We start from the raw sequence: 26,996 nt of genomic DNA on the forward strand, positions 1-26,996 counted from the left end.
GACCGCTCAAGGGCGGAACCCCACGCCCGCCACCCCGGCGATCCGCTCGGGGTGCTCGCCGACCGTGCCCGGCTGGTCGGGGCGCCACTGCGGCAGGTGCACCACGCCCGGTTCGACCAGCTCGAAGCCGTCGAACATCGCGGTGACCTGGTCACGGGTGCGCATGGTCAACGGGGTCGGGGTCATCCGGTAGAGCTTCTGGTGGTCCTCGGCCTGGTCCGGGCGGGCCTCCAGGGAGGCGTGCGAGAGGACCAGGGCGCTGCCGGCGGGGAGGCGGTCGCGGACCGCGGCGATCAGCTTCCAGGGGTCCTCGTCGTCGCTCACGAAGTGGGCGACGGCCACCAGCAGCACGCCAACCGGCTCGTCGCCCGCCAGCAGGGCGGACACCTCGGGGCGGTCCAGCAGGTCCTCGATGTCGCGCAGGTCGGCCTGGACGACGGCGCTGTGCGGGTCCTCCTCCAGCAGCAGACGGCTGTGGGCGACGGCGACCGGGTCGCGGTCGACGTAGACCACCTCGGCCCCGGGGCGGATCGCCCGGGCGATCTCGTGCACGGCGCCGAAGGTCGGGATGCCGGAGCCGATGTCCAGGAAGCGGCTGACGCCCTGTTCGGCGAGGAAGGTCACGGCGCGGCGCAGGAAGGCCCGGTTGGAGCGCATGATCTGGGGCAGTTCGGGCCACATGGCCAGCGCCCTGCGGGCCATCTCCCGGTCGACCTCGAAGTTGTGGGAGCCCCCGAGGTAGTAGTCGTAGACGCGTGCGGCGTTCGGTTTGTCCAGGTCCGTACCCTCCGGTACCCAGCTCGGTCGCCGCATGCCTGTGACTCCTTCACTCCGGTTCCGGGGGCGCAGCGCCTGGGGGTGCTGCCGTGACTGATGAGACTACAAGCACGCAAGATCCTCCCTTGCACCCCGAACGGGTGCAAGCGGAGTGCACACTTCCTCGCGGATGCCCCTCTCTCTAGGGTGGACCCGTGGATCCCAACCACTACCGCTTCCGGGGCGTGTGGCGGCTCGCGGCACCCGCCCCGGCGGTGTACGCGGCGCTGGAGGACGTCCGGAGCTACCCGCTGTGGTGGCCGGAGGTCCGCGAGGCCCGGGAGACCGGTGCGGGGTCAGGGTCCGGCGAGGTGGTGGTCCGGGGCCTGCTGCCGTACCGACTGGTGATCGGGCTGGAGGCCCGGCGGCGTGACCCGGCGGCCGGGGTGCTGGAGGCGGCGATGCGGGGTGACCTGGTCGGGTGGTCACGGTTCACCGTGACGGCGGACGGGCCGGGCGGCACGCGGTGCCGGGTGCTCTTCGAGGAGGACGCCCGCGCCGCCAAGGCCCTGCTGCGGCGGCTGGCTCTGCCGTTGCACCCGCTGTTCCGGGCCAACCACGCGGTGATGATGCACCGGGGAGGCCGCGGACTGGCGGCGTACCTGACGGGCCTGGCGGGTGGCGGCGGCGGACGAAGGACGGCGAACAGATGACAGATGACAGATTTCAGCGAACAGATTTCAACTTTCGAAATCTGTCAGCTGTCAGTTGTTCGCCGAAACCCGGCCCCGACCCCGGCCCCGACCCCGGCCCCGACCGCGACCCCGGCCCCGCCCCCGAGTTCGGCTTCGACGCCCCCTTCGACCGCACCGGCACCGGCAGCAGCAAGTGGGCCCGGGCCGGCGCCCCCGGCGTGATCCCGATGGGCCTGGCGGACATGGACCTCCCCGGCCCGCCCGCCGTCGCCGAGGCCCTGGCCCGGCGCGCCCGCCACCCCGCGTACGGGTACACCGTCTGCGACCCGGCCGGGCGGACCCTGGTCGCCGACTGGTACCGCACCCGGCACGGCGTCGAGGTCGACCCGGACTGGGTGCTGCTGCTCCCCTGCGGCCCGCGCACCACACTGCGCCTGCTCCTGGAGACCGTACGGACGGAGGCCGCAGACCCGCGGGCCCCCGTCCTCTTCCCCACCCCCGAGTGGGGCGGTTTCGCCCAACTCTGCCGCGCCGCCCGGGCCGAGTACCGCGAACTGCCGCTGCCCGCCGGCCCGGACGGCTACCTGCTCCCCGACGCCCCGCTCCCCCGCCCCGCCACCGCCCTCCTGCTGAGCAGCCCGCACAACCCCTCGGCCCGGGTCTGGCCCGCCGCCCGACTGCGCGCCCTGGCCGAACGGGCCGCCGAGGCCGGCGCGCTGCTGGTCTCGGACGAGGTGCACGGCGACCTCACCCACCCCGGCCGGGCCCACCCCGTCGCCGTCGCCGTCGTCGACCCCGCCCTGCGGCACCGCACCGTCACCCTCAACTCGGTCGGCAAGACCTTCAACTGCTCAGGCATTCCCAGCAGTTGGGCACTCGTCCCGGACCCGGCGCTGCGCGCCCGGCTGACCGACACCCTGGCCGGTTACGGCCTCTGGGAGGGCGGCCTGCTGGAGCAGACCGTACAGCGGGCCGCGCTCGGCGAGGGCGGCCCGTGGCTGGACGCGCTGCTGGCACACCTCGCCGCCGCCCGCACCCGGCTCACCGAGCGGCTCGGTCCCGCCGTCCGCTCCGCCCCGCAGGCCTCGTACCTGCTCTGGCTGGACGCCGCCGCCCTCGGCCTGCCGCCCACGGACGCCCGCGCCGCGCTGCTGGAGCGCTGCGGCCTGGAGGCCTCCGACGGCGCCGAGTTCGGCCCGGGCGGCGCGGGTTCGCTGCGCCTCAACTACGCCCTGCCGGGCCCGGTGCTGGACACCGTCCTGGAGCGCCTGGACCGCCTGTGACCGGGGCACGTGCCCGGCCCGGGAGGCGCTTCCCGGCGCCCTCGAGAGCCCCGTATTCACCCGATCGCCATGCCTCTGACCTGCGCAAACGAACATTCACGCGATATTTGCGAGGCGCCCCCGCATGCTCCGTAGCAGACTGGGCAAAGTAGACCGGGCCGCAATCGTGATCCCGAGGATGGTGAGTCCGGTGATACCGACATCCCGCACCACTCCGCCCGACCGGCAGAGCGCAGCACCGCCCCCGTCAGGGGTGACCCCGTTGACCGAATCGGGGGCGCGCAGCCACGTGTCGGGCGTCTGCTTCAAGATCGGACCGCCCCGCCTGGTGGGGGTCGAGGTCGAGTGGTTCGTCCATGACGACCGATGTCCCGGCCGGCCGGTTCCTCCCGAACTGCTCCACGCCGCGCTCGAATCGCTGCCCCTGGGCGGCCCGGACGGCACCTCGCTCCCCTCCGGTTCGCGCCTCACGCTCGAACCCGGCGGACAGGTCGAGCTCAGCTCCCCGCCCGCCACCGGCCTGCTGGCCTGCGTCGACGACACCCGACGCGATCTGACCGCCCTGCGGGCCGCCTTCGCGGCGCAGGGCCTGCGCCTCACCGGCACCGGGACGGACCCGCTCGCCCGCCCCCGACGGATGGTGCTGGACCACCCCCGCTACCTCGCGATGGAGCGCTTCTTCGACTCGGCCGGACCGTGGGGCCGGGTCATGATGACCGGTACCGCATCCGTGCAGGTGTGCCTGGACGCCGGTGACGCGGCCGGCCCGCACGCGGTCGAGCGGCGCTGGCAGCTGGTCCACCGGCTCGGCCCGGTGCTGGTCGCCGCCTTCGCCAACTCCCCGCTCCTGGACGGGAAGCCGACCGGTCACCGGTCCACCCGGCAGACCGTCTGGTCCCGGATGGACCCGACCCGCACCCTCGCCCCCGAGCCGGACCACGGTGACCCGCGCGAGGCCTGGGCGCAGTACGTGCTGGACGCCGAAGTCCTGTGCGTGCGAAGGCCGGAGGGGCTGCCCTGGACCGCCCCGCCCGGCCTGACCTTCCGCGACTGGACCCGCGGCGCGGGCGAACGCCCGCCCACACTGGCCGACTTGGAGTACCACTGCACCACCCTGTTCCCCCCGGTGCGCCCCCGCGGCCACCTGGAGCTACGGATGATCGACGCCCAGCCCGGTGACGGCTGGGTGGTGCCCGCCGCCCTGGTCACCGCGCTGCTGGACGACCCGGTGGCCGCCGACACCGCACTCGCCGCGCTGGAACCGCTCGACGCCGCCGACCGACGGGACGGCGCCACCGGTCCGCGCCCGCCGCGCAGCGGGGTCTGGCGCCGCGCCGCCACCCTGGGCGTCGCCGATCCCGAGCTGCGCCGCGCCGCCCTCACCTGCTTCGCCGTCGCCGACGCCGCGCTGGGCCGCCTGCCCGGCGCCGGGCGGCTGCGCGCCACCGTCGCCGAGTTCGCCGAGCGCTACCCCGCGCGCGGCCGCTGCCCGGCCGACGACCAGCTGGACGCCCTGCGCTCCGGCACCCGACGCACTCCCCCGGAGGAGGCATCATGACCGACGTCCGACCGCCCGCACCCGCCGGAACAGGCGCCGCCGGCCCCGGAACGGGCAGCGCCGGCCCGGGCGCGCCCACCGCCGGTCCCACCGCCACCCCCCAGGCCGGCACCGCGGCCGGGACCGAGGCCGGCACCGAGGCCCTGCGCGAGAGCATCGCCGCCGAACTGCTGGCCGCCCGCGCCCGGACCGCCGCGCTGACCGACTGCGTCGAGGACGCCGACCTCACCGCCCAGCACTCGCCGCTGATGTCGCCGCTGGTCTGGGACCTCGCGCACATCGGCAACCAGGAGGAGCTGTGGCTGCTGCGCAACGTCGGCGGCCGGGACCCGATGCACCCCGAGATCGACCCGCTGTACGACGCGTTCCAGCACCCCCGGGCCGAGCGCCCCAGCCTGCCGCTGCTGCCGCCGGCCGAGGCCCGCGCGTACGCCCACGAGGTGCGCGGCCGGGTACTGGACCTGCTGGCCGCCAGCCCCCTGGAGGGCGCACCGCTGCTGGACGCCGGGTTCGCCTTCGGGATGATCGCCCAGCACGAGCAGCAGCACGACGAGACGATGCTGATCACCCACCAGCTCCGCCGGGGCGAACCCGCCCTGGCCGCTCCCCCGCCGCCGCCCGCGCCCGCCGACGCGGCCACCCTGCCCGCCGAGGTCCTGATCCCCGCGGGCCCCTTCACCATGGGCACGGACATCGAGCCGTGGGCCCTGGACAACGAGCGCCCGGCCCACCGCGTCGACCTGCCGGCCTACTTCCTGGACACCACCCCGGTCACCAACGCCGCCTACCAGCGCTTCATCGCCGACGGCGGCTACCACGACCCGCGCTGGTGGACCGCGGAGGGCTGGCAGCACCGGCTCCGGGCCGACCTGACCGCCCCGCTGTTCTGGCAGCAGCAGGACGGCCAGTGGCTGCGCCGCCGGTTCGGCACCGTCGAACCGGTGCCGCCGAACGAGCCGGTGCTGCACGTCAGTTGGTACGAGGCGGACGCGTACGCCCGCTGGGCCGGGCGGCGGCTGCCGACCGAGGCCGAGTGGGAGAAGGCGGCCCGGCACGACCCGGCCACCGACCGCTCGCGGCGCTACCCCTGGGGTGACAGCCCGCCCGGCCCCGAGCACGCCAACCTCGGCCAGCGGCACCTGCGCCCGGCCGCCGCCGGCAGCTATCCTGCGGGCGAATCCCCGTACGGGGTACGGCAGTTGATGGGCGATGTGTGGGAGTGGACGGCCAGCGACTTCCACCCCTACCCGGGGTTCCGGGCCTGGCCGTACCAGGAGTACTCGGAGGTCTTCTTCGGGCCCGAGTACAAGGTGCTGCGCGGCGGTTGCTTCGCGGTGGCGCCGGTCGCCTGCCGGGGCACCTTCCGCAACTGGGACTACCCCGTCCGGCGGCAGATCTTCTCCGGCTTCCGCACCGCCCGCAGCGCCGAGCACGACGCCCGCCGCCCGCCGCACCACGCCCGCAACGCGGAGCACGACGCCCGCGGCCCGGAGCACCACCGGGAGGGTTCCTGATGTGTCGCCACCTCGCCTACCTGGGTGAGCCGGTGGCGCCACAGGAGCTGCTGGTGCAGCCGCCGTACGCGCTGCACCGGCAGTCCTGGGCGCCGCGCACCCAGCAGTACGGGACGGTCAACGTGGACGGCTTCGGCCTCGGCTGGTACGCGGACGGCGACGAGGTGCCCGCCCGCTACCGCCGGGCCGGGCCGATCTGGGCGGACGCCGGCTTCGCCGACCTCGCCCGGGTGATCCGCACCCGGGCACTGGTGGCGGCCGTCCGCTCCGCCACCGACGGCTGCGCGGCGGGCGAGGCCGCGGCCGCGCCGTTCGCCGCCGGGCGCTGGCTGTTCAGCCACAACGGGGCGGTGGCCGGCTGGCCCGGCAAGCTGGACGCGCTCGCCGCCCTGCTGCCGCCCGCCGAACTGCTGGAGCTGGAGGCCCGGACCGACTCGGCCCTGCTGTGGGCCCTGGCCCTGCACCGGCTCCGCCGGGGCGAGAGCCTCGGCGCGGCGCTCGCGGGCACGGTGGCCGACGTCACCGCGCACACCACCGGACGGCTCAACCTGTTGCTCACCGACGGCACCGCGCTCGCCGCGACCGCCTGGGGCGACACCCTGCACCACCGGCGCCTGCCCGGCCTCGGCACGGTAGTGGCCTCCGAACCGTACGACGACGCCCCGGACTGGACACCCGTCCCGGAGGGCTCCCTGCTGCTGGCCGACGCCACGGGCGTCACCGTCCGGCAGCTCCCCAGTCACTACTGACCCTCCACTCTCCCCTTCATCTTCTGAACAGAGGAACCACCCTGTCATGGACACCTTCGATCTCACCCGACTGCTGCCCGCCGACCACTTCAGCACCGCGCTGCACCACGACGTGCGGCACGGACTGACCGCCGACCCCAAGTGGCTGCCGCCGAAGTGGTTCTACGACGCCCGGGGCAGCGAGCTGTTCGAGGAGATCACCCGGCTGCCCGAGTACTACCCGACCCGCGCCGAGCGGGCCATCCTCAACGCCCGGGCCGGCGAGATCGCCGCCGCCACCCGCGCCCACACCCTGGTCGAACTGGGCTCCGGCTCCTCCGAGAAGACCCGGCTGCTGCTGGACGCGCTGCGCTCGACCGGCGACCTGGAGACCTACGTCCCGGTGGACGTCAGCGAGAGCGCCCTGGTCGCGGCCGGCACCGCACTCGCCACCGAGTACCCCGGACTGGCCGTGCACGGCGTACTGGCCGACTTCACCGCCCGCCTCGGCCTGCCCCCGGAGGGCGGCCCGCGCCTGGTCGCCTTCCTCGGCGGCACCCTCGGCAACCTGCTGCCCCAGGAGCGGGCCGGCTTCCTGCGCGGCCTGCGCGCCGCCCTCGACCCGGGTGACTTCCTGCTGCTCGGCACCGACCTGGTCAAGGACCCGGCGGTGCTGGTCGCCGCCTACGACGACTCCGCCGGGGTGACCGCCGAGTTCAACCGCAACGTGCTCAACGTGCTCAACCGCGAGCTGGGCGCCGACTTCGACCCGGAGGCCTTCGAGCACGTCGCGCTCTGGGACCCGGAGCAGGAGTGGATCGAGATGCGGCTGCGCTCGCTGCGCTCGCAGACCGTGAAGATCCCGGCCCTGAACCTGCCGGTGCACTTCGACCGGGGCGAGGAACTGCGCACCGAGGTGTCGGCCAAGTTCCGCCGGGAGCGGGTGGCCGGGGAGCTGGCCGCGGCCGGGCTGCGGCTGACCCACTGGTGGACGGACCCCGAGGGCCGGTTCGGACTCTCGCTCTCCGCCCCGGCCTGAGCGAAGCACCCCCGGAGGCCCAATTTGCTTGTTCACCTTACGAATTCTCAGAGCAAAACTTGAGCCTCCCCGTCTACAAGGCTTGAACGAATAGGGGTTACGATCTCGGCTACCGAGCTCAGCGTTGAGTACCAGGAGTCAAGATCGTGAGCGTCACCCAGAAGCCCTCCGGGGCGGCCGAGGCCACTGCGCCCGGCCGCCTCGGCTTCGTCGTCTTCATCACCGCCGCCGCTGCCCTGGGCGGCTTCCTGTTCGGCTACGACAGCTCCGTGATCAACGGCGCCGTCTCCGGCATCCAGGGGAAGTTCGGAGTCGGCAGCGGCGAGACCGGCCTGATCGTCTCCTCGGCGCTGCTGGGCTCCGCGGTCGGTGCCGCGCTGGCCGGCCGGTTCGCCGACCGCTACGGCCGGATCAAGGTCATGAAGGCGGGCGCGCTGCTGTTCGCGGTCAGCGCCGTCGGCTCGATGCTGCCGTTCTCCCCCTGGGACCTCGCCCTGTGGCGCGTCCTCGGCGGCGCGGCCATCGGCATCGCCTCGGTGATCGCCCCGACCTACATCGCCGAGGTCGCGCCGACCAAGTACCGCGGCCGGCTGGCCTCCTTCCAGCAGGCCGCCATCGTGCTCGGCATCGCGATATCCCAGCTGGTCAACTGGGTGCTGGCGGACGCCGCCGGCGGTGACACCCGCGGCCGGCTGCTCGGCCTGGAGGCCTGGCAGTGGATGCTCGGCGTCTGCGTGGTGCCGGCCGCGGTCTACTTCGTGCTCTCCTCGGTGATCCCGGAGTCCCCCCGCTACCTGATCCAGGCCGAGCGCCTGGACGACGCCCGCAAGGTGCTGGCCGAGGTCGAGGGCGAGGGCATCGACACCGACGCCCGGATCGCCGAGATCCAGTCGCTGATCGCCTCCGACCACCGCCCGCGCTTCCGCGACCTGCTCGGCGGCCGCTTCGGCCTGCTCCCGATCGTCTGGGTCGGCATCGGCCTGTCGGTCTTCCAGCAGCTGGTCGGCATCAACGTGATCTTCTACTACTCGTCGATCCTGTGGCAGTCGGTCGGCATCGACCAGAGCAACTCGCTGCTGATCAGCTTCATCGGCTCGGTCATCAACATCCTCGGCACCGTGATCGCGATCCTGCTGGTCGACCGGATCGGCCGCAAGCCGCTCGCCCTGATCGGCTCGGCGGGCATGGCCGTCACCCTGGCCGCCGCGGGCTGGGCGTTCTCCTCCGCGACCGGCTCCGGCGACAACGTCACGCTGCCCGACCTCCAGGGCACCGTCGCGCTGATCTCCGCCAACGCCTTCGTGCTGTTCTTCGCGATGTCCTGGGGCGTGGTCGTCTGGGTGATGCTCGGCGAGATGTTCCCGAACCGGATCCGCGCCGCCGCGCTCTCCGTCGCCGCCTCCGCGCAGTGGATCGCCAACTGGGCCATCACCGTGTCGTTCCCGTCGCTCTCGCGCTGGAACCTCTCGGCGACCTACCTGGTGTACGCGGCCTTCGCGGCCCTGTCGATCGTCTTCGTGGCGAAGTACATGAAGGAGACCAAGGGCATCCGCCTGGAGGACATGGGCTGACCGAAGCCCCCGCCTTCCGGTCGTACGATCCGACCTTCGGCCCCCGCACCCTAGCGCGCAGAGCGCGGGTGCGGGGGCCGAATCGTTCACTCCCTGCGGTGGGCCGGGCACCTCCGGTACTCCTGTTCGCCAGGAGGGATGTGTCCTTGATCTTCAACCGGCTCCGCACCCGCAGAACCGCCACCGCCCCGAGCGGCGGCTGCCCGTACGCCCACGCGCACCCCGCGACGGGCTTCGCGCCACCCGTACCGCCGACCCCCGGGCCGAGGCTGCGGCCGGACCCGCAGTCGGACCCCCACCCGGCCCCGCAGCCGACCCCGCACCCGAGCCCCCACCCGGCCCCGCACCCGACCTCGCAGCTGGCCGCACAGCCGGCCCCCGAGCCGCAACTGCCGCCCGCGCCACCGCCGTTCACCGACCCCGGGCAGGCCGCCGAGTTCGTCCGGCAGTTCCACCGCGAGCAACCCACCGCCGGGGACCCGGGGCCGAGGCTGCGCGCCGTCCGGGAGGAGATCGACCGCACCGGCAGCTACCACCACACCCCCGCCGAACTCGCCTACGGCGCCAAGCTCGCCTGGCGCAACGCCGCCCGCTGCATCGGCCGGCTGTACTGGCGCAGCCTGGTGGTCCGCGACCTGCGCCACCTGTCCGACCCCGACGACATCGCCGCCGAGTGCTTCGAGCACCTCCGGCTGGCGGGCAACGGCGGCCGGATCCGCCCGGTGGTCTCGGTGTTCGCCCCGGACCGCCCAGGCCGCCCGGCCCCGCGGATCCTCAACCAGCAGCTGGTCCGCTACGCCGGGCACCGGGTCGACGGCGCCGTGGTCGGCGACCCGGCGGGCGCCGAACTCGCCGAGCTGGCCCGCGGGCTCGGCTGGAAGTGCGCCGAGGACCGCTTCGAGGTGCTGCCGCTGCTGCTCCAGGAAGGCCCGCAGGAGCGCCCGCGCTGGTACGGCCTGCCGGACGACACCACCCTGGAGGTGCCGCTGAGCCACCCCGAGCACGCCTGGTTCGCCGACCTCGGGCTGCGCTGGTACGCGGTGCCCGCGATCAGCGACATGACGCTGGAGATCGGCGGCGTCCGCTACCCCACCGCGCCGTTCAACGGCTGGTACATGGGCACCGAGATCGGCGCCCGCAACCTGGCCGACGCCGACCGCTACGACATGCTCGGCACGGTCGCCGAAGGGCTGGGCCTGGACACCTCCAGCGAGCGCACGCTCTGGCGCGACCGCGCTCTGGTCGAGCTCAACCTCGCGGTGCTGCACTCCTTCCAGGAGGCCGGGGTGACGATCGCGGACCACCACACCGAGTCGGCGCGCTTCCTCAAGCACGTCGCCCAGGAGCAGCGCCTGGGCCGCCCGACCCCGGCGGACTGGAGCTGGATCGTGCCCCCGGTCTCCGGCGGGCTGACCCCGGTCTACCACCGGTACTACGACCCGGTGGACCCGGAGCAGCGACCGGCCTTCCTGGCCCGCGAGCGCTGGTGACCAGGGCGGGCGCCGCGGCTCCGGCGGCTCCCGTGACCCCGGCGTCCGCGGCGTGCCCGGCGCCCCCGGCGCCCCCGGTGGGACCGGTGGGACCGGTGGGACCGCCGGTCGCCCGCGACTACGAGGGCGACCGCACCGCCAGGCGCTCGAAACGCAGCACGAGCCCGTCCAGCAGTGCCTCCAGGCCGGTCTCGAAGGCGCCCTCGTCGACCGAACCCCGGTGCCCCGCGAGCCGGTGGGCCTCGCCGAGGTGCGGGTAGTCGGCCGCGTCGTACACCTCGGCGTCCGCCGGGAAGCCGGCCGCGAAGGAGGCCAGCGCGGAGCCGGTGACGAAGTAGCGCATCAGCGCGCCGATCCGGGTGGCCTGGCCGCGCGGCCACCCGGAACCGACCAGGTGCCCGAACACGGCGTCGGCCAGCCGCAGCGCGTTGGGCCGCCGCCCCGGCCCCTGGGCGAGCACCGGGACGATGTTGGGGTGGGCGGCCAGCGCGGCGCGGTAGGAGCGCGCCCAGTCGCGCAGCGCCTCCGGCCAGGGGGTGGCCCGGTCGTCGAACATCGCCAGGTCGACCTCGCCGATCACGCTGTCCACCACCGCGTCCAGCAGCTCGTCCTTGGTGGCGAAGTGGTTGTAGAGCGAGGGCCCGCTGACCGAGAGCCCGGCCGCGAGGCGGCGGGTGGAGAGCGCCTCCAGCCCCTCGTCGTCGATCAGCCGCAGGGCGGCCGTGACGATGAGCTCACGGCTGAGCAGCGGGGTGCGCGGGCGAGCCATCGGGTCGCTACCTCCGGTCGGGTGGGGTGGGGACCGATTCTGGCAGGTGCCCCTTCCCAGCACGGGCGGGTCGGGTCTACAGTCCACACGTAAAACTTGCAGCGCTAGTTTAACGAGGTGGGCACCGTCGTGAACCTGGAGTTGTCCGAGGAACAGGCCGCCGTCCGCGAGCTGGCCGCCTCGTTCACCGACCGCGAGATCGTGCCGTACGCCGCCGAGTGGGACCGCGCCGAACAGGTGGACCGCGCGATCATCGGCAAGCTCGGGAAGGTCGGCTTCCTCGGCCTGACCATCCCCGAGGAGTACGGCGGCAGCGGCGGCGACCACCTCGCCTACTGCCTGGTCCTGGAGGAACTCGGGCGCGGCGACTCGGCCGTGCGCGGGATCGTCTCGGTCTCGCTCGGCCTGGTCGGCAAGTCGATCAACGCCTTCGGCACCGAGGAGCAGAAGCGGCACTGGCTGCCCCGGCTCACCTCGGGCGAGGCCCTGGCCTGCTTCGCCCTCACCGAACCCGGCACCGGCTCGGACGCCGCCCACCTCACCACCCGGGCCGTGCGCGACGGCGACGACTGGCTGATCAGCGGCGCCAAGACCTTCATCACCAACGGCACCTGGGCCGACGTCGCCCTGGTCTTCGCCCGCACCGGCGGCGACCACTCCGAGCAGCAGGGCCACCGGGGCATCACCGCCTTCCTCGTCCCCACCGGCCTGCCCGGCTTCGGCCGCACCGAGATCCACGGCAAGCTCGGCCTGCGCGGCCAGACCACCGCCGGACTCGACCTGGACGGCGTCCGGGTGCCCGACAGCGCCCGGCTCGGCGAGGTCGGCAAGGGCTTCACGGTGGCGATGGCGGCCCTGGCCAAGGGCCGGATGTCGGTCGCGGCCGGCTGCGTCGGCATCGCCCGGGCCTGCCTGGAGGCCGCCGTCCGCTACGCCGGCGAGCGCGAGCAGTTCGGCAAGCCGATCGCCTCGCACCAGCTCGTCCAGGAACTGCTGGCCGGCATCGCGGTCGACGTCGAGGCGGCCCGGCTGCTCACCTGGAAGGTCGCCGACCACATCGAACGCGGCCTCCCGTTCGCCACCGAGTCCTCCGTCGCCAAGCTCTACGCGAGCGAGGCCGCCGTCCGGGCCGCCAACAACGCGCTCCAGGTGTTCGGCGGCTACGGCTTCATCGACGAGTACCCGGTCGGCAAGTACCTGCGCGACGCGCGGGTGATGACCCTCTACGAGGGCACCAGCCAGATCCACCAACTGCTCATCGGGCGCGCCCTGACCGGCGTCAACGCCTTCTGACCCACCACCCCGATCATCCGATAAGGAGCACGACGTGCGCCCTGTCTACTTCGCCGCAGCCCGCCGCACACCCATCGGCCGACTGCGCGGAGCGCTCGCCACGGTCCGGCCGGACGACCTCTCGGCCACCGTGCTGCGCGCCCTGCTCGCCGACGTACCCGCCCTCGACCCGGCCCGGATCGACGACGTCTACTGGGGCGCCGCCAACCAGGCCGGCGAGGACAACCGCAACGCCGCCCGGATGGCCGTCCTGCTGGCCGGCCTGCCGGAGACCGTCCCCGGCGCCACCGTCAACCGGCTCTGCGCCTCCGGCCTGGAGGCCGTCACCCTCGCCGCCCGGGCGATCGGCTCCGGCGAGGCCGACGTGGTGCTGGCGGGCGGCTGCGAGTCGATGACCCGCGCGCCGTTCGTCCTGCCCCGCCCCGACGAGGCGCTGCCGCACCGGATCGAGACCTACGACACCCGGCTCGGCTGGCGGCTCACCAACCCGCGGATGGCCGAACTGCACGGCGTGCTCAGCATGGGCGAGACCGCGGAGGAGGTGGCCGCCCGGTACGGCATCGGGCGCGAGCGCCAGGACGCCTTCGCGCTGCGCAGCCACCAGCGGGCCGCCGCCGCCCGCAAGGACGGGCACTTCGACGCCGAACTGGTCCCGGTCGAGCGGCCGGACGGGGTGACGGTGAGCCAGGACGAGGGCATCCGCGAGGACACCAGCCTCGACAAGCTCGCCCGCCTCAAGCCGGCCTTCCGCCCGGGCGGCACCGTCACGGCCGGGAACGCCTCACCGATGAACGACGGCGCGGCCGGGCTCGTCCTGGTCAGCGAGGAGGCGCTGCACGACCTCGGACTGCAGCCGCTCGGCCGGTACGTGGCCGGGGCCTCGGCCGGGGTGCACCCGGACGTGATGGGCATCGGGCCGGTACCCGCCACCGCCAAGGTGCTCGGCCGGGCCGGGTGGGACCTCGCCGACCTGGACACCGCCGAACTGAACGAGGCCTTCGCCGCCCAGGCGCTGGCCTCCGCCGACGGCATCGGGTTCAGCCCGGAACGGGCCGACGAGGTGGTCAACCCCAGCGGCGGGGCGATCGCCCTCGGCCACCCGCTGGGCGGCTCGGGCGCCCGCATCCTCACCACGCTGCTGCACCGCATGCGCCGCACCGGCGCCCGGCGCGGCCTGGCCACGATGTGCGTGGGCGTGGGGCAGGGTACGGCCGTGCTGGTCGAGAACGTCTGAGACGGGTCGGGACAGGTTTCGGGACGGGTTCCGGGACAGTTTCGGCACAGGTTCCGGGACAGGGTTTCGGGACAGGTTTCGAGTGAGCGGGAGCATCCAGTGAGCGGAGGAACGGACATGGCACGGTTCGCAGGGAAGGTCGCCGTGGTGACCGGCGCGGCACAGGGCATCGGCGCGGCCACCGCCCGTCGGCTGGCGGAGGAGGGCGCGAGCGTCGCGGTGGTCGACCTGACCGCCGAGCGGGCGGCCGGGACGGTCGCCGAGATCACCGCCAAGGGCGGCACCGCCCGGGCCTACGGCTGCGACGTGGCCGACTACGACGCCGTCGACGAGGTCTTCGCCCGGGTCGCGGAGGAACTCGGCGGACTGCACATCCTGGTCAACAACGCCGGGATCACCCGGGACAACCTGTTCTTCAAGATGCCCAAGGCCGACTGGGACACCGTCCTGACGGTCAACCTGACCAGCGCGTACAACTGCAGCCACGTGGCGCAGAAGTACATGGTGGCGCAGAAGTACGGGAAGATCGTCTCGCTCAGCTCGCGCTCCGCGCTCGGCAACCGGGGCCAGGCCAACTACGCGGCCGCCAAGGCCGGCATCCAGGGGCTCACCGCGACCCTGGCGATCGAGCTGGGGCCGTTCAACATCAACGTCAACGCCGTCGCCCCGGGCTACATCGCCACCGCGATGACGGCCGCCACCGCCGAGCGGGTCGGCGCCACCGCCGAGGACCACCAGACCGAGGTGGCCTCCCGCACGCCGCTGCGCCGGGTCGGGCAGCCGGAGGAGGTCGCCTCGGTGGTGGCCTTCCTGGCGAGCGAGGACGCCTCGTACGTGAGCGGGCAGACACTGTACGTCAACGGTGGGGCCCGGTAGCTCCGGCCGGCGCGGACATCCGGCACCCGTACGCGAATTGGGTGGGTGCTGGGAAGATACGGTTAATATTCATTGAATATTACTGACGCGTCATCACATGGCCGTCCCAGGTGCGTGGTTACTTTTCCCTGGGACGGCCTTTACCCTTTCGCGTGGCCGATCATGACCATGGACCTGGTCGAGCGACCCCACCAAATGACTATGGCATGATCATGCGGCACTCGATGGGATGGCCGAACCGACCCGACCGGACCTGGTCGGGCCCTCTGCGTCCCAAGGAGTTCCATGGGCAGCCCCGCCTCCCTCCGCCGTGCCCTGGCTCTGCTCGCCGTGGGGGCCACCGCCCTCACCGCGGGCACCGTCGCCGTTCCGGCCGTCGGCGCCGCGACCGCCGCCCCCGCGCACGACCTCTCGGGCGTCCACGTCCGCCCGGCCTCCTTCGGCCACCACCTCGCCACGACCCGCCCGGCGCCGCTGAGCACCACCCAGTGCGTCAGCCAGATCGGCATCCACTGCTACTCGCCGGTCCAGTACCAGGCCGCCTACAACCTGGCCCCGCTGTACAAGGAGGGCATCACCGGCAAGGGCCGGACCATCGTCATCGTCGACTCCTTCGGCTCGCCGACCATCCAGCACGACCTGGAGGTCTTCGACAAGCAGTGGGGCATCAAGGACACCCAGGTCGAGGTGCGGAAGTGGGGCAACGTCCCCGTCTTCGACCCGAAGAACCCCGACCACACCGGCTGGGCCGGCGAGACCACCCTGGACGTCGAGTACGCCCACGCGATGGCCCCCGACGCCCACATCATCCTGGTCGAGACCGGCGTCGCCGAGACCGAGGGCACCACCGGCCTGCCCGAGATGATGGACGCCGAGAAGGACCTGATCAAGAAGGGCATCGGCGACGTCATCTCGCAGAGCTTCGGCGCCACCGAGAACACCTTCCCGGGTTACGACAAGGGCGACTTCAAGTCGCTGACCGACCTGCGCTACGCCTTCAAGGCCGCCGCCGACCGCAACGTCACCGTGCTCGCCGCCTCCGGCGACAACGGCGCCACCGACTCGCAGACCAACGGCACGGACCTGTACCCGTTCAAGGTCAACTCCTGGCCGTCCTCGGACCCGCTGGTCACCTCCATCGGCGGCACCCAGCTGACCCTGGACGACAGCGGCAAGCGCACCGCGGCCGACAAGGTGTGGCACGACAAGTCCGGCGCCGGCGGCGGTGGCGTGTCCGGCATCTTCTCGCGCCCGTGGTACCAGGCCGGCGTCTCCGACGTCACCGGCAACCACCGCGGCACCCCGGACATCAGCATGAGCGCCGCCGTCGACGGCGCCGCCTGGACCTACGAGTCCTACGACCCGACCGCGGTCGGCTGGCACCTCACCGGCGGCACCAGCGAGGCCACCCCGCTGTTCTCGGGCATCGTCGCGCTCGCCGACCAGCTCGCCGGGCACCGCCTCGGCCAGCTCAACCCGAGCCTGTACGGCCTGAGCCTGCTGCCGAGCAAGTGGAGCGGCATCGTCGACGTCAAGGACGGCGACAACGGCTGGGGCGGCGTCACCGGCTACAACGCCGCCGAGGGCTACGACCTCGCGTCCGGCCTCGGCACCATCGACGGCACCAAGTTCGTCCACGCGATCGCGGGCGACGTGCGGTTCGACGACAACAGCCAGGGCAACGAGCAGTAAGCGGTAAGCGGTAAGCGATAAACGGAGAACAGCGAGCAGTCGGTCGGGACGCGGTTCCTGACGGCTGACAAGTAACAGCGAACGGATAACAGATTTCAACATCTGTTATCCGTTCGCTGTTTTCTGTTATCTGTTACCTGTCATCTGTTCGCTGTCCTCTGGCCGCTGTTCGCAGCCGTCAGGCCTGGTCGGCCACTGCCGGTGCGGCGGCGGCGAGTTGGGCCAGATAGCGCTCGGCGGCGCGGAGCTTGCGGTTGTCCGGGCCCGGGAGGAAGGCGCGCAGCTCGATGATCTCCGGGGCGATCCGGATCGCCTCCGCCCGGTCGGTGATCGAGCGCCAGCAGGCCTCGGCGTTGGTGGCCGCCCGCTGGGTCTCCTGGTGGTCGGCGCCCTGCGAGCGGAGCAGCGTCAGGGCGACCTCACGGTAGATGGCGGCCGCCTCCGCGGTCCGGCCCGCGAGCCGGCACACGTGGGCGCGCACCTGGCGCACCTGGAGGACCGGCTCGGAGACGGCCCCGTGCTCGGCGATCGCCTCCAGTTCGAGGGCGAAGGCGAGATCGGTGGCGGCGGCGTGGTCCCCCGCGTCGGCGCTGCGGACGATCCGTCCGATCACCTCGCGGTAGTCCTCGCGCGGCACGTTGGTGGCCGGCTCCTCGGCCGGGGCGGGCGGCTGGTCGGTCGGTCCCTCGGCAGCCGGTTCAACGTCCGTCGGGACGACGTCGGTCAGGACGGCTTCGGCCGGGACGGCGTCAGCCGGGACAGCGTCCGTCGGACCGGTCTCGTCCGGGACAGCGTCCCGGGGCTCCTCGACCGGCTCAGCCGGCTCGGTGGGCTCGGCAACCCCCGTGCCACCAGCGGCGGTTCCGGCTGCCTCGACGACCTCTGCCGCCTCTACCGCCCCTACCGCCTCGACGGCCTCCACGGCCTCCACGGCCTCCGGCAGAGCCTTGCGCAGCGTGACGCCCACCGCGGGGGCCTCCTCCGCCGGAGCGGCGGGCTTGTGCAGGCTCACCCCCGAAGCCGTCTCGGCCGACTGCTCGCCCTTCTTGCGCAGGCTGACCGGGCGGACCGGACGGGGCGGGGTCGGCGGCACTCCGGGCTTGACCAGGCTCACCGGCCCGCCGACGGGCGTGACCGGCAGCGGGGCGGGCGCCACCGGTGCCCGCTCGGCCACGGCGTCCTGCGGCTCCGCCTGCCGAGGCGGCGGCACCGCAGCGGGCAACGGCAGCTCGGTCGGCACCGCGTCCGCGACGGGCAGCACGTCCGGCACCGGCAGCACGACGTCCGCCACCGGGGCCTCGCCCCGGCGGGCGGTGTTGCGGAAGACCGGGCGGTCCGGGGTGTGGGTGGCGAGGATGACCACGTCCGGCCGCAGCACCGAGTACACCTGCTGGCGCAGCTGCTCGGGGGCGAGCACCTCGCCCGCGCCCGGGCGGCCGCCGTGCAGCGCCTCTATCAGGGCGCGGGTGAAGGTGCCGATCTGCTCCGGGTCCGGGCTGACGACCGCCCACAGCGGGATGCCCTCGCTGAGCGGCGAGACGGTGCCCTGGAGGTAGGGCCAGGCGTTCTGGTCGGCGCTCAGGTCGGCGATCACCAGGGTCTGCCATTCGGCCGGACGGTGGCTCAGTTCGGCGGCGATCGCCTGCCAGGGCAGGCCGTCCTGCCTGGCGTCGCGCAGGGTGAGCTGGAGCTGCCCGCCGCGCTTGTCGGCCACCACGTGCCCGCCCAGGTGGACCAGCAGCGGGCCCGGGTGACGGGAGGCGGCGCGCAGGTGCGCGAGCACGGTGTGCGGGTCGCTGGCGCCGGGGAGGTGGACGGCGTCCACCGCGTCCGCGGCGAGCAGTACCTGCGGCGACACGGCCGCGAGCATCGCGGACAGCACCGGTGCCTGGGCGGGGCCGCCCCGGCCCCAGGTGCGGCGGCCGGAGTTGCCGTAACCGCCCTCGATCACCAGGATCCGGCCGCGCGGGGCCGCACCGAGCCCGCCGGGGCCCGCCGGAGCCGTGGAGACCGCCGGAACACCGGCGGCGGACGGCGGCGCCGCCTGGGCATGGGCGTGGGCCTGGGCGCCCGCGGCGGGCAGGCCGGTGAGGGTCCATCCGGTGGGCGCGACCGGCGGCAGCGGCGGGCCGACCGTCGGCGGAGCGGGCGGCACCGTGGCGGCGAAGGCCGCGGGCGGCGCCGGGGGCGCGGGCGGCGGCTCGTACAGTGCGGCGGGCCCGGGCGGGTGCTCCTCGGGCCGCCCTGCGGGCTGCGGCGGTACGGCGTCCCAGGGGCCCGAGTCCGCGGTCGGCTCGGGACCTCCGGAAACAGCAGTCGTCTCCGCCATCTTCTGGTCACCGCCCCGCCCCGCCGCGTCCGCGGCGTCTGATGCCCTTGCCTTCGTGGTGCCTGCCACCACGTCCCGTGCGCGCCACCCTACGAGATCCCGGCACGCCCGAGCCAGGCCGGGTGGCCGATCGGCGCGCCACACCGCCGGGACCGGCCGCTATCGTGCCGTCATGACCGATCCGGGGCTCCCCCTGCTGTTCCTCGACGTCGACGGGCCCCTGATCCCCTTCGGCGCCCCGCCGCCCGGTGGCTACCCCGCCTACCCGGGCCCGGGCGCGGGCCCGTCCGGCAACCCGCTGGTGGCCAGGGTCGACCCGGGGCTCGGGCCCCGACTGCTCGCCCTGCCCTGCCAACTGGTCTGGGCCACCACCTGGTTGGCGGACGCCGACGCCTGCCTCGCACCCCGACTGGGCCTGCCCCGGCTGCCGTACGTGGACTGGCCGGAAACCGACCGACCGGGCGACGAGAGCGACCCGGGCGCCCAACTGCACTGGAAGACACGCACCTTGGTCGCCTGGGCGGCCGGACGCCGGTTCGTCTGGGTGGACGACGAGATCACCCCGGCCGATCGGCGCTGGGTCGAGGCCAACTCCCCCGCCGCCGCCCTGCTGCACCGCGTGAACCCCCAAGTCGGGCTCACCGAGGCCGACTTCGCCACCGTCGACGCCTGGCTGCGCGCCATCTGACCGCACTCCGCCGCCACGCTCGGCGCGCCGACCGGCCGTAGCGGACCCGTCTACACCTTGCCGCAGGGCACCGGCTTGTCGTACGGGCCCGTCGCCGTCGTACGGTTGCCGCACACGGTGACCGTAGACGAGTAGTTCTGCACGACGGCATCCGCGCCGATGAACGTGTTGTGGACGACCTCGCCGCTCGGCACGTCGACCAGTTCGACCCCGGCGGCGACACCGCACCCGCCGGCTTGGATGGTGGTGGTGTTGCCGGAGACATCGGCCCGGGAGACGTTGCCGAGCGCGATCGTGGTGCCGAACGACCTCAGGGAGTTCCCGGTGACCCGCGCCGGACCGTATTCGTTGGTCGGCGGCGCGATGTAGACCGGGGGGTAACAGGTGACGGGGTCACTGGTCTGGACGTTGTCCCGGAGGATGAACGGACCGGGCTTCACGCCGTAGTCGCTCGCCGCAGCCAGCAGCCCGAGGTAGACATCGCGGTAGGTGTTCCGGACGAGCGTCACGTCCCCGGTCCACACCGCGCCCTCGATCTCCACGTCGGTCATCCAGTAGCCGACGTTGCTCACGTCGTTGTGCTCGATCACGTAGTTGTGGCAGTTGTCGCACGAGAACGCGTGCCGACCGGTCGTGTGCACGGTGGAGTCGCGCACGGTGACATCGCGCGGCGCCACGGCTCCGTTGCCCTGCCCGTCCCACGTTCCGCCGGAGAAGAGCTCCACGGCGTCGCCCCAGGTGTTCTCGATGTGCAGCCGTTCGAGCAGAACGCCGTCGGCACCCCCGATCTTGACCCCGGCGTCGTGCTCCCGGGCCGAGTCGTAACAGGAGGGTTGGGCGACCACCGCGCAGTGCTCGGAGAAGTTCGTGCCCTGAAGGGTCAGATCACGGACCACGAAGCCGCCCCCGCGGTCGAACCAGAGCCGCGCGCGGTTGGTACTCACGGGCGCGTCGACAGTGGCCTTGACGGTCGCGCCGTTGCCCTCGATGGCGATGTTCCTCCGCTGGGTGAAGGTGATCGAGCCGTTGGACAGGTAACAGCCGTTGCGTGCCAGGCGGATGGTCGCCCCGTCGGGCACCGTGGCCAGCCAGGTGTTGAACGCGTCGGTGACGTCCTGCGAGCAGTCCGAGGCCACGGGTGGCGTGACGGGGACTGCCCGGGCCGTGCCCGTCGCCGAGATGCTCGCCAGCAGGGCGAGCAGGAAGGCCGTAGCGGTGAAACGCCTCTTCACGTCCATCTCCCAGGAGAATCGACAATTCGTAAGCGGATCATCACACTGAGCAACGGGGCGTGCGCGTGGAGGACGGCCATTCGCACCACCCGAGAACTGCGGGGCCTACGGCGGGCCCGCGCAGCCGGGCTCGGTGTGGTGGTCGCAGTCGTGGGCGTCCAGGCGCGGAAGACCGCAGGAGCCCGACGACTGACAACCACCGAACGTCACGAATCGCGAACCCTGCGACGTCCCCGGTGGTTCAGGACCCGGCGAGCAGGTCCCGCAGCAGGGCGACCGTGTCGGCGTCCAGGTCCCGGCCGGTGCGGCGGCTGAGCGCATCGAGGCGGTTGACGGCGCGCAGGAGCTGGTCCCGCGCACCGGCCGACGCGTAGGCGTAGAAGAGGTCACGGTGCAGGAGTTCGACGTCCGGGGCGACGGCGAGGCCGCGGAAGACGGCGGCCTCGGCGCTGCGGTGGTCGCCGTACTGGAGGCGGCGGGCGGCGAGTTCGTGGGCGGTGTCCACGATCGCGGCGATCATGTCCTGGCGCTCGGCCTCGGCCCAGCCGTAGGAAGCCGGCGGCGCCTCGGCGAACGGGGCACCGCGGACCAGCGCCAGGGCGTGGGCGAGGGCGGCGTCGGCGGTGGCACTGGTGCTGCGCATGCCGCGCCGGTAGAGGCTGCGGAACTCGTCCCAGTCGCAGGTGACGGCGGGGGCGAAGGCGTAGCCCTCGGTGGTGTCGGTGGGCAGGTAGGCGCGGCCGTCCGGCGTGCTGCCGAACCAGGCCGCCAGGTCGGCGAGTTTGGCCGGCAGCGGACTCCTGGCGTCGGCGGCGGTGGGGTGCGGGTCGAGGTGGGCGGCGCCCGGGTGCAGGTCGTGGTCGAGCGCGTGGTGGTCGGCGCCCGGCCGCAGCGCGAGGTAGACGGCGAGTTCGGTGAGCCGGGGCAGCGCACCGGGTTCGACGGCACCGGGGGTGCCCGCCACGTCGACCGGGCCGAGCAGCCGGATCCGGGGGGCGTTGCGCGGGGTGTGCGCCTCCGGGGAGCGCAGGATGGCGAGCAGGTCGTCGCTGTCGCTGCGGCCGGACGTGGTCCGGGCGACGGGCGCGACGGCGGCCGGGCCGGGCTCGACCGTCGCCGGCGCCGTAGCAGCTGAGCCGCCCTCGGGGCCGCTGTCAGGACCGTTCTCGGAACCCGGGACGGGCCCAGGGACGGGGACGGGGACGGGGCCGACGCCGGGGTCCGGCCGGGCGGGGACGCGCGGGTCGACGCCGGAGGGCGCGGGCGCGCTCTGGTGCGTCGGCGCCGGCTCGGCGGGGGGCGCGGGCGCAGCGGGCACGGCCGGCGCCTGCGGGGCCACGGGCCGGACCGGCTGGACGGGGAGCACCGTCACCGAGGCCTCGGCCGGACCGTCCGCACCGGTCGGCTCGGCAGCCCCGGCGGGGTCGCCCGCCTCAACCGCTTCAACCGGTTCCGCGGACTCCCCCGGCGCGCCCGGCACACCCGGCGCGCCCGGCAGCCGCAGGCCGCGGGTGGCCTCGTCGGCGGGCTGCTCCGTCCCGGTGGCCGCCTGCCGCCCCTGCCCGTTGACGGCGAAGCGCGCCGGGCCGGGCGGCGTGGGAGCGGGAACAGCGGCGGGCCCGGGTGCAGGAGCGGGCGCGACCGGGTCCGTCCCGGCGAACGGGCTGGCCCCGGTCCCGATGCCCCGGGCCAGCAGCCGGGGCCCGGCCGCCGCCCCCGTGTCCCCCTCGGCCGCCGCCCCCGCAGCGCCGACGGCGGCCAGCACCGGTACGGCGAGCGGGAGTTCGGTGGTGTCGGTGTCCTCGTCCGGGTCGAGGCCGGGACCGTCCAGGGTCCAGGCGGGCGCCGGGTACTGGGTGCTGTCGTCGGCTACCCGGAGCAACTCGGCTACCTGGTCGTACTGGTGGTCGTCCAGCCGCTGGAGTTCGACGGTCAGGTGCAGGCCGGGAATGGCGGCCTGACCGGCGGTCGGCAGGGTCCAGCGGGCGACCGGTCCGGTGCCGCGCTCGGGGGCGCGGGTGATGACGGCGACGCAGGTGCGCGGGCGGGCGTCCAGCAGGCGACCGAGCTCGGCCGGGGTGTCCCCGCCGGGCTGCTGGGCGCAGAGCACGATCTCGGGCACCCAGGACTCGTCCGCCTGGCCCCGGCTGCGGGCCTCGCGCGGGCTGGCGGCCTCGGCCGCGACCAGGGTGGCGCGGGCCTTGGCGGTGCGCGGGCCGAGCGCGGCGAGCGCCGCCTCCAGGGTGGGGTGGCGGTGGACCCGCTCGGCGGCCGGTCCGGTGATCGGCACCTCCTCGGCGAGGTCCACCAGATGCAGGTGGAGCCGGTCGGCCAGCGGGCTGTGGGCGAGCTCGATGGCGAGGGTGCGCAGCACGGCCCGGGCGTCGTCGGGGTGTCCGGACAGGTGGAGCAGCCGGACGGCCTCCAGGTCGGCGAGGACCACCGAGCCGTCGGGCGAGGTGCCGAGGGTGACCAGCGCGGGGTAGGGCGCGTGGGTCTTACGGGCCTGGGCGGGGCTCAGCAGGTCGGAGGACTCCTCGCTGCACCACCAGACGTTGGCGGCGTGCGCGGCGCGGAACGGCGCGATCGGGGTGGCCGGGCCGGACAGGTGCAGTTCGATGGTGTGGTCGGGGGTGATCCGGGCCGCCACGATCGCGGGCAGCCGCTTGCCGCCACGGGTGGTGTTGCGGGCCAGGGTCCGCAGGGCGCGGTCGAGCAGCTCCAGGCCGGCCTGGTCCTGACGGACCATCAGTTCGTTCTCGAAGGCGGCGGCCTCGGCCTCGGGCATCGCGATGCGGTGGCCGGGGCGGCGGCCGCGCTGCTGGGTGCCGCGCTTGTAGGCGACGGTGCCGACCATGACGGCGGCGAGCAGCACGCCCACGGTGGAGGCGGCGAGGGCGACGCCGTAGTCGTCGCTGGGTGCCGGGGAGGCGTGCGCGGCGGGGGCGGGTGCGGGCGTGCGGTCGGGGGCGTGGGTCGGCGCCGGGGCCTGGGTGGCCGGCGCGCCCTGGGCGGGAACCGGGGTCTGGGTGGGCGGGGCGGGCTGGGGCGTGGCGGCGGGAGCGGGCGTCTGCCCGGCCCCGGCCTCGGCTCCAGCTCCGGCCCCGGATCCCTCGGGCGCGGGCGTCTGCCCGGCCGCCGGCGCGGCCGCTCCGGGCACGGTGAGCACCATCCCCGGCTCCAGCACATCCGGGTCGATCAGCCGCTCGCCGTCCGGTGCCTGGACGCCCTTGTTGGCCTCGAACAGCTTCGGCCAGGCCTCGGCATCCCCCAGTTCCCGCTGGGCGATGGCCGACAGGCTGTCCCCGGACCGGACGGTCACCGTCTTCGGCCCACTCGCTCCCGACTCGGTCCCGGCCTGCGGCACCTGCGCCGTGGCGGGCGTCGCCGAGGCCGAGGTGTCGCCGGACGAAGGCGCCTGGGCCTGCCCCGATGCCTGCCCGGCGGCCTGCCCGGACGCCGCCCCGGACGCCGGGGCCTTCGCCTCGTCCGGCTTGGCGTCCGTCGGCATCAGCAGCTCCCAGCCGGGCTGGATCGGGCGCTCCGCGTCGAAGCGGATGCCCGAATCCCCCATCATCCGGCCGTCGTTCAGCTTGGCGATCTCCACCCAGCGTTCCCCGGAGCCCAGTTGGCGCTCCGCGATGGACCACAGGCTGTCGGCCGGACGGCTGTCCCGCACGGTGTAGGTGGGCTGCTGGTCCGCCGCCTGGACGGGGGCCGGGGCGGGTTGGGCGGCGGGCAGCGCGGCCCGCTGCACGCCCGGGGTCAACTGCGCCTGGGCGGACGGGCCCTGGGCGAGTTCGGGCACCGCGGCGAAGGCCGAACCGGCCACCGGCAGCAGCGCCAGCACCGAGCCGACCAGCCCGGCCGCCATCCGCTGGCTCCAGCCGAAGGCCGGGATCCGGCGGGCGATCCGGCCGCGCAGCTGGGCGGGGACCTCCAGCAGGACGGAGAGCGCGAAGCACGCCCAGGCCAGCCAGCCGACCACCACCAGCAGCCAGAGGAACAACCGACCGTCGTCCGGACTGGTGAGCGCCTCGCCCACCCCGCCGGAGGCGACCTCGCCCATCGAGGCGACAGCCTGGGTGCCGTACAGCAGCAGGGCGGGCACGCCGAACAGCAGGGCGAGCAGGGTCACCAGGGCGGCGAGCGCGGCGAGCACCGCGCCGCCACGGCCGGGTCGGCGGCGCCCGGGGCGGGCGTGCCCCCTCACCGTCGGCCTGCCGCCCTTCCCTGTTCCGTCCTGCCCGGTTCCGCTCTTCCCGGTTCCGCCCGGGCCGGCGCCGGCCCCAACCGTACGGGCCTGGGCGGTACGGGCCTGGTCCTTGGCACGTGGCGCGACCATCAGTCGGTCTCCGCTTTCTCGACTCCGTGGACGAGGGTCGCACTGCCCTTGCCCGTTACCTTCCGTTCCCCGAGGGCGCCCAGCAGGACCGGCCGGTAGTCGGCCCGCACGGTGACGGTGACGACCTTGCCGTCGTCGGAGAAGACGACGTCGTCCACCTTCAGGCCGTACCGGTCGAGGTAGATCCCGGCCGCCTGCCGGACGTAGTCCTGGCGGACCTTGAAGCCCTTCCCCTGCAGCACGTCCGCCTGGTCGAGCTGCTGGCCGCCGACCCGCGCGGCCTCCTGGGCGTAGGCGTCGGTGCGTTCGGCGACCCGCAGGCGGCCGCCCGCGTCGATCACCAGCGCGATGACGAGCACCAGGTACGCGGCGCAGATCGCCACGAAGAGGGCGACCGCGCCCCGGTCGGACCGTCGCCCGACCGTGCGCCGCCGGCGGCCCCGCAGCCCGCTCAGCACCCGCACCCCCTCCCCCCGATCCACACGATGTCTCCCCACCGGCTCCCCACCGGGCGCCCCTCGGTGCCGTTGCGTCATCCCCCGAGCGCTCTCCGCTTGCGTCTCCCCCGCGCGGGCCGTCCCCAATCCCCCGGCCGCGCCCCTTGCGGCCGGTGCGCCGCCCCCTGCTGTCGTCATGTGCCGCGGTAGCGGTCCATCACCGAGGTGAACTCCCCGACGAGGTGCTTCGTCACGGGCAGCCCGGACGGTCCGCCGAGCAGGTCCGCGAGTTCGACGTCACAGGTCACGGTCACCGTCACGGCCACCACCCGGCCGCCCGGCAGGTCCATCGGCGCCTCGGAGACCTGGACGTCCGAGTTGCGGCAGGACACGCCCTGCTGGCGCAGCGTCGCGAGCGCGGATTCCTTGGCGGGCCCGTCCACGGCGACGGCACTGCGCTGGAGCGAGCCGGTCCGGGCTCCGGCTCGGGCCGCGGCCTCGACCGTGCCGGCCGCGGTCTGCACCCGCCCGGCGGCGATCGCGAGCAGCACCAGTCCGACCACTCCGGGCACGACGATCGCCGCCTCGATCGCGACCCCGCCCCGGTCCGGCCGCCGGAACCGCCCGCGCCACCCCGGCCGCCCCGGCCGTCCCGAACGCGCCAGCCATCCCGACCGCCCCAGCCGTCCCGAACGCCCCAGCCGCCCCGTTCGCCCCGACCGGTCGGCACCGGCCGGTGCCCGCCTCACGGCTTCACCACCGGCGGGACGAAGCGCTCGCGCGGCGCCTCGGCGAACTGCCGGACGCTGGGCCCGGTGAGCCCGGGGATCAGCAGCGGCGGCGTCAGCTCCACGGTGACCTTGATCGTGTCGGCCGTGCTGTCGCCCGTCCCCACCTGGTACGTGTGCACGCCCTGCCGGTCCAGGAAGTCCCGGGCCTGGCGCGCGGCGGCCTCGTTCGCCGCCTGCTCCGTCGCGTTGCCCTGCACCCGGCCGGCGTCCACGCCCTCCCGGGCGGCGGTGAGCGCGACCTGCCGGTCGTACCAGATCAACGCGGCCTGGACGACCAGCAGCAGGAGCAGCAGGACGACCGGGAAGACGATGGCCAGACTGATGCTCATCGATCCCCGGTCGCCCCGGCGGCGGAGCGGACGACGGCGGGCCCGGATCACTTGGTGGCGCCCCCCGCGGCGCCGCCGGGCAGGTTCGGGTCCTGCTCGACCTTGGTGACCACCTTGTCCTTCAACAGGTACAGCGCGGTCGCGACGGCCCCGGCGACGAACACCAACGCGATGATGGCGAGCGCGAGTTCGATGCTGATGGCGCCGCGGTCGCCGCGCGCCCGGGCGGCCCGCAGCCGGCCCAGCCGCAGCGTGAACAGCAGCAGGGCGAACTGCACGGGCAGCAGGACGGGGCGCAGGACGGGCCGCAGCACCCGACCTGCCAGCTGGACGAGTCGTACGGTCAT

Annotated in this window: 22 protein-coding genes; 13 read left to right on the forward strand and 9 right to left on the reverse strand. The window is 74.2% G+C overall.

Annotation, left to right across the window (positions count from 1 at the left end; genetic code table 11):
• Positions 1-6 precede the first annotated feature (6 nt).
• Positions 7-813: an SAM-dependent methyltransferase gene (locus AB0F71_RS07405; RefSeq protein ID WP_360229539.1), complete on the reverse strand. Its 807-nt coding sequence runs from the start codon at positions 811-813 to the stop codon at positions 7-9.
• A gap of 158 nt (positions 814-971) precedes the next feature.
• On the opposite strand from AB0F71_RS07405, the gene AB0F71_RS07410 reads away from it, so the two are divergent.
• From AB0F71_RS07410 to AB0F71_RS07445, 8 genes are all read left to right on the forward strand, one after another.
• Positions 972-1,469: an SRPBCC family protein gene (locus tag AB0F71_RS07410; protein WP_360229541.1), complete on the forward strand. Its 498-nt coding sequence runs from the start codon at positions 972-974 to the stop codon at positions 1,467-1,469.
• Positions 1,466-2,734, forward strand: a complete 1,269-nt coding sequence (locus tag AB0F71_RS07415) for an aminotransferase class I/II-fold pyridoxal phosphate-dependent enzyme (protein WP_360229543.1) — start codon at positions 1,466-1,468, stop codon at positions 2,732-2,734. The genes AB0F71_RS07410 and AB0F71_RS07415 overlap by 4 nt, the downstream gene beginning before the upstream one ends.
• A gap of 253 nt (positions 2,735-2,987) precedes the next feature.
• Positions 2,988-4,292, forward strand: coding sequence for an ergothioneine biosynthesis glutamate--cysteine ligase EgtA (gene egtA, locus AB0F71_RS07420; RefSeq protein ID WP_360229545.1), 1,305 nt, complete (start codon positions 2,988-2,990; stop codon positions 4,290-4,292).
• Positions 4,289-5,806, forward strand: a complete 1,518-nt coding sequence (egtB, locus tag AB0F71_RS07425) for an ergothioneine biosynthesis protein EgtB (RefSeq protein ID WP_360229547.1) — start codon at positions 4,289-4,291, stop codon at positions 5,804-5,806. The genes egtA and egtB overlap by 4 nt, the downstream gene beginning before the upstream one ends.
• Positions 5,806-6,555 carry an ergothioneine biosynthesis protein EgtC gene (gene egtC, locus AB0F71_RS07430; protein ID WP_360229549.1) on the forward strand — a complete coding sequence of 250 codons (750 nt, stop codon included), beginning with the start codon at positions 5,806-5,808 and terminating at the stop codon, positions 6,553-6,555. Before egtB ends, egtC begins: the two co-directional genes overlap by 1 nt.
• A 46-nt stretch (positions 6,556-6,601) precedes the next feature.
• The gene (gene egtD / locus AB0F71_RS07435) at positions 6,602-7,573 is read left to right on the forward strand and encodes an L-histidine N(alpha)-methyltransferase (protein WP_360229551.1); all 972 of its coding nucleotides are present in this window, start codon (positions 6,602-6,604) and stop codon (positions 7,571-7,573) included.
• A gap of 146 nt (positions 7,574-7,719) precedes the next feature.
• Complete coding sequence (locus AB0F71_RS07440; protein WP_360229553.1) at positions 7,720-9,144, forward strand: sugar porter family MFS transporter; 1,425 nt, start codon at positions 7,720-7,722, stop codon at positions 9,142-9,144.
• 389 nt (positions 9,145-9,533) lie between these two features.
• Positions 9,534-10,634 carry a nitric oxide synthase oxygenase gene (locus AB0F71_RS07445; protein WP_360229925.1) on the forward strand — a complete coding sequence of 367 codons (1,101 nt, stop codon included), beginning with the start codon at positions 9,534-9,536 and terminating at the stop codon, positions 10,632-10,634.
• 118 nt (positions 10,635-10,752) lie between these two features.
• Here AB0F71_RS07445 and AB0F71_RS07450 read toward each other — a convergent pair whose 3' ends face one another.
• Positions 10,753-11,403 (reverse strand): TetR/AcrR family transcriptional regulator, encoded by a 651-nt coding sequence (locus AB0F71_RS07450; RefSeq protein WP_360229555.1) that lies wholly within the window; start codon positions 11,401-11,403, stop codon positions 10,753-10,755.
• 129 nt (positions 11,404-11,532) lie between these two features.
• On the opposite strand from AB0F71_RS07450, the gene AB0F71_RS07455 reads away from it, so the two are divergent.
• The 4 genes from AB0F71_RS07455 (at position 11,533) to AB0F71_RS07470 (ending at position 16,498) form a co-directional block, all read left to right on the forward strand.
• A complete protein-coding gene (locus tag AB0F71_RS07455) occupies positions 11,533-12,696 on the forward strand; it encodes an acyl-CoA dehydrogenase family protein (protein ID WP_360229927.1) in 1,164 nt (387 codons plus the stop codon).
• A 34-nt stretch (positions 12,697-12,730) separates the two neighbouring features.
• On the forward strand, positions 12,731-13,930 hold the full coding sequence (locus AB0F71_RS07460) for an acetyl-CoA C-acyltransferase (RefSeq protein WP_360229557.1): 1,200 nt from the start codon (positions 12,731-12,733) through the stop codon (positions 13,928-13,930).
• Between the two features lie 117 nt (positions 13,931-14,047).
• Positions 14,048-14,806, forward strand: coding sequence for a 3-oxoacyl-ACP reductase FabG (gene fabG, locus AB0F71_RS07465; RefSeq protein ID WP_360229559.1), 759 nt, complete (start codon positions 14,048-14,050; stop codon positions 14,804-14,806).
• Between the two features lie 285 nt (positions 14,807-15,091).
• On the forward strand, positions 15,092-16,498 hold the full coding sequence (locus AB0F71_RS07470; protein WP_360229561.1) for a S53 family peptidase: 1,407 nt from the start codon (positions 15,092-15,094) through the stop codon (positions 16,496-16,498).
• 178 nt (positions 16,499-16,676) lie between these two features.
• On the opposite strand, the gene AB0F71_RS07475 is transcribed toward AB0F71_RS07470, so the two are convergent.
• The gene (locus tag AB0F71_RS07475; protein WP_360229562.1) at positions 16,677-18,827 is read right to left on the reverse strand and encodes a hypothetical protein; all 2,151 of its coding nucleotides are present in this window, start codon (positions 18,825-18,827) and stop codon (positions 16,677-16,679) included.
• Between the two features lie 172 nt (positions 18,828-18,999).
• Here AB0F71_RS07475 and AB0F71_RS07480 point away from each other — a divergent pair, with 172 nt between their 5' ends.
• Positions 19,000-19,515, forward strand: a complete 516-nt coding sequence (locus AB0F71_RS07480) for an HAD domain-containing protein (RefSeq protein ID WP_360229564.1) — start codon at positions 19,000-19,002, stop codon at positions 19,513-19,515.
• A 50-nt stretch (positions 19,516-19,565) separates the two neighbouring features.
• Here AB0F71_RS07480 and AB0F71_RS07485 read toward each other — a convergent pair whose 3' ends face one another.
• The 6 genes from AB0F71_RS07485 to AB0F71_RS07510 all read right to left on the reverse strand — a co-directional run bounded on the left by AB0F71_RS07485 (position 19,566) and on the right by AB0F71_RS07510 (position 26,996).
• Positions 19,566-20,747 (reverse strand): hypothetical protein, encoded by a 1,182-nt coding sequence (locus tag AB0F71_RS07485; protein ID WP_360229566.1) that lies wholly within the window; start codon positions 20,745-20,747, stop codon positions 19,566-19,568.
• 241 nt (positions 20,748-20,988) lie between these two features.
• The gene (locus AB0F71_RS07490; protein ID WP_360229568.1) at positions 20,989-25,092 is read right to left on the reverse strand and encodes a LysM peptidoglycan-binding domain-containing protein; all 4,104 of its coding nucleotides are present in this window, start codon (positions 25,090-25,092) and stop codon (positions 20,989-20,991) included.
• Complete coding sequence (locus AB0F71_RS07495) at positions 25,092-25,574, reverse strand: hypothetical protein (protein WP_360229570.1); 483 nt, start codon at positions 25,572-25,574, stop codon at positions 25,092-25,094. Before AB0F71_RS07495 ends, AB0F71_RS07490 begins: the two co-directional genes overlap by 1 nt.
• 149 nt (positions 25,575-25,723) lie before the next feature.
• Entirely contained in the window at positions 25,724-26,101 is a 378-nt protein-coding gene (locus AB0F71_RS07500; RefSeq protein WP_360229572.1) for a pilus assembly protein, read from the reverse strand.
• Between the two features lie 173 nt (positions 26,102-26,274).
• Positions 26,275-26,649 carry a TadE/TadG family type IV pilus assembly protein gene (locus AB0F71_RS07505; protein WP_360229574.1) on the reverse strand — a complete coding sequence of 125 codons (375 nt, stop codon included), beginning with the start codon at positions 26,647-26,649 and terminating at the stop codon, positions 26,275-26,277.
• A 47-nt stretch (positions 26,650-26,696) separates the two neighbouring features.
• Positions 26,697-26,996, reverse strand: a complete 300-nt coding sequence (locus AB0F71_RS07510; protein ID WP_360229576.1) for a hypothetical protein — start codon at positions 26,994-26,996, stop codon at positions 26,697-26,699.

It is taken from the genome of Kitasatospora sp. NPDC028055 (genome assembly GCF_040637885.1).
Lineage (GTDB): Bacteria > Actinomycetota > Actinomycetes > Streptomycetales > Streptomycetaceae > Kitasatospora.